Annotated in this window: 4 protein-coding genes; 1 reads left to right on the forward strand and 3 read right to left on the reverse strand. The window is 63.6% G+C overall.

The window, feature by feature from the left end; all coding sequences use genetic code 11:
- The 3 genes from Q0X16_RS13175 to Q0X16_RS13185 form a co-directional block, all read right to left on the reverse strand.
- On the reverse strand, positions 1-334 hold a 334-nt coding region (locus Q0X16_RS13175; RefSeq protein WP_297835303.1), incomplete at its 3' end, for a DUF4158 domain-containing protein.
- 16 nt (positions 335-350) lie between these two features.
- Positions 351-968: a recombinase family protein gene (locus Q0X16_RS13180; RefSeq protein WP_297835304.1), complete on the reverse strand. Its 618-nt coding sequence runs from the start codon at positions 966-968 to the stop codon at positions 351-353.
- Positions 969-1,005: 37 nt separating this feature from the next.
- The gene (locus Q0X16_RS13185; RefSeq protein ID WP_297835306.1) at positions 1,006-1,995 is read right to left on the reverse strand and encodes an arsenic resistance protein; all 990 of its coding nucleotides are present in this window, start codon (positions 1,993-1,995) and stop codon (positions 1,006-1,008) included.
- 207 nt (positions 1,996-2,202) lie between these two features.
- On the opposite strand from Q0X16_RS13185, the gene Q0X16_RS13190 reads away from it, so the two are divergent.
- Positions 2,203-2,457, forward strand: a complete 255-nt coding sequence (locus Q0X16_RS13190) for an antitoxin of toxin-antitoxin stability system (protein ID WP_297835309.1) — start codon at positions 2,203-2,205, stop codon at positions 2,455-2,457.
- Positions 2,458-2,546: the final 89 nt, after the last annotated feature.

A 2,546-nucleotide genomic window follows, 5' to 3' on the forward strand; every position in this document is an offset into this window, starting at 1 on the left:
AGTGGACACGGATCTCAGCGGCATGCTGATAGCGTTGGCGGCTGGTGCTGTAGTCGTGGACACCATCCAACCCATCGATACGCAGCTGTTTTGCCAGCGTGTGTAGCACGGACGGCGGCACGGCCAAAGGGTCTTCCAGAAAAGTGCCGAGATATCGCACGGTGCCGAGTTGCACGGCGAAGCCAAGCCGGCTGTGCTTGCCGCGCTTCTGCGCAATCAGTGCATGATCGGCATCATCCAGATGGAAGTACCGGGCCAAGTCATGTGGCGAAGGGCTGCCCGTGTAGCGCCCGTAGTTTTTGCGTTGCTCGGCGGACAGGAAACTGACGGGCATCGGGCAATTCCTTCGGTCAGGTCCGGCTGCGATGTAACGCCCAGATCCGCTTGACCTGACTGATGCTGCAGCCCGCCAGTTCGGCCGTGCGTTCGATGGTGTGGCCGGCGCCGCGCAATGCGACGATGCGCTGATGCGTGGCAAGGTCGGCCTTGCGCCCCCTGTATTTGCCTGCTGCCTTGGCCAGTTGCACGCCCTGGCGTTGCCGCTCACGACGCGTCTCGTAGTCGTCGCGCGCCATCTGCAGCGCCAACTTCAACAGCAACTCCTGCACCGACTCCAGCACGATCCTGGCCACGCCGTCGGAACCAGCCGCAAGGTCGGACAGATCCACCAGCCCTGGCACCGCCAGCCGCGCGCCTTGGGCGCGGATCGAAGCCACCAGTTGCTCGGCCTCGGCCAGCGGCAAGCGACTGATGCGGTCGATCTTCTCGGCAACGACCACTTCACCGGGACGCAGGTCCGCGATCATCCGCAACAACTCCGGTCGATCCGCGCGCGCACCTGACGCTTTCTCGCGGTACACGCCGGCGACGTAGTAGCCAGCGTCACGGGTGCTGTGCTCGATCTCGGCCTGGCGGCTGAGGTCCTGTTCCTCGGTGCTGACGCGGAGGTAGATGCGGGCGACCTTCATTGGGAATGGCCAACTGGGGTTAGCGACGGCAGCAAGCTCACTTGGCTGCGGGTAACACACCTGATTTCACTTCACCGAATCTCGGTATCAGGCGCATGTAGATGACTGAGCTGACCAGCTCGACCATCGTTTGGGTCACGATGACGGCCGGCAGCACCGGAATGGCTCCCGGCACTGCCAGGGCCAGCGGTAGCACGACCAGGGAATTGCGCGTGGCGGAGCTGAACGCCACGGCGCGGCCGGCCGACGCTTCCAGCCGGGCCATGCGGGCGACTGTCCAACCGATCAGGGGCGCGGCAACGGCGAAGACCACGTAGAGCGGCACGACGCGCAAGGCGGCCTCGATGGCGGCCCCGAGCTGCGGCACCACGGCGGCTACGACGATGAACAGCACGAGAGCGGTTGCTGGCACAGGTAGCAGGCCCAGGCCGGCCGCGACACGCGCCCCTACCTTGCTTCGGGCCGCCCATATCTGCACTACGGCCGCCGCCGCCAGGGGAACGGCGATCAGCCACACGAAGGCATGAATGAACGGGCCGAGCTGTACCAGGTCGGCCGCCGCATCGTCCAGAAACAGACGTAGATAGACCGGCAGCAGAAGCATTTGCGCGATCAACAGCGCTGGCGTGGAGGCCAGCAGCGACCGGGCGTCGGCGCGGCCGATGTGCGAGAAGGTCACCACGTAGTCGATGCAGGGCGTCAGCAGTACGAACAGCACGCCGAGCCTTACCATCGGCGTGGCCGGCAGGAACTGCACCAGGAGTGCGACCAGCACCGGGATGACGACGAAATTGGACGCCATCAGCGCGCCGAGGAAGCGAATGCGCGAGTACGCGCGGCCTAGGTCGGCAAGAGGCACCTGCAAAAAGGTGACGAACAGCATCAGCGCCAGCGTCGGATTTATCGCCCCTTCTAACGTATCGGCGCCCGGCACCACTGCGCCAACGGCGGCCGCGATCACCACGGCCGCAAAGTAGATGACCACTTGATGATGTTCGAGGCGGTCTCGAAAGGTTGGTGTGCTCACCAAGGTCCCCTTGGTCATTTGGGGTATACGCAAGTTGGCCCATCATAGACCCCACGGCCAAAAAGGCCAGCCGCGATGTCAGTTGGCCAGTAATGATTTGGCTATCTATCTTGGCCATTGTCCAACATAGGGTAGTGATCACGTATATACTACGTCATCACCAAGGTCAGCCGTGAGGTCGCCATGTCGAAACAAGCTGTGTTCACGATGAAGCTGGAACCCGAGCTGCGAGACCAGTTCATGGCCGAAGCCGATGCCGCACATCGTCCGGCATCGCAGGTGGTGCGGGAACTGATGCGTGAGTTCGTCCAGCGCCAACGTCAGGCGCGGGAGTACGACGCGTTCCTGCAGCGCAAGGTCGACGCCGCTCGGACCTCGATGCGTGCGGGCAGTGGCCGAACCAACGATGCGATTGAAGCCAAGTTCGCCGAGCGGCGCACCAAAGCGTCGAGTCAGGCGTGAGGGTGCTTTGGACGCCAGAGGCCGAGCAAGACCGCGACGATATCTGGGACACGATTGCGGCCGATGATCCGTTGGCTGCAGCTCGGATG

This window comes from Thermomonas sp. (assembly GCF_025993755.1).
In the GTDB taxonomy this organism is placed as follows: Bacteria; Pseudomonadota; Gammaproteobacteria; order Xanthomonadales; family Xanthomonadaceae; genus Thermomonas.